The organism is Cupriavidus sp. SK-4 (assembly GCF_000611125.1).
GTDB classification, from domain to species: domain Bacteria; phylum Pseudomonadota; class Gammaproteobacteria; order Burkholderiales; family Burkholderiaceae; genus Cupriavidus; species Cupriavidus necator.
Map to the genome: position 1 here is coordinate 1 of NZ_JFJW01000078.1, position 252 is coordinate 252.

Here is a 252-nt window from a genome sequence, read left to right on the forward strand (position 1 = left end):
GGGACGCCTACGGCTGCTGCGCAGGCTCAAAATGCGTTGACGGTCATTGGGCGCTTGCGCGAAGCGCAGCCGAAGGCGTTGATGCGATATCGCTCGAGAACGCGGGCCACCGCCCGACTTGGGGATCGTTCAAAAGCCGGCTATCGCAGGCACTGGCACACACTCACATGGCGTTAGCAGGGTCGAACCGCGACCACATCCAAACGGCAAGCACCGCCGCCCGAACCACCAACGCCGTGGAATTGATTGCCA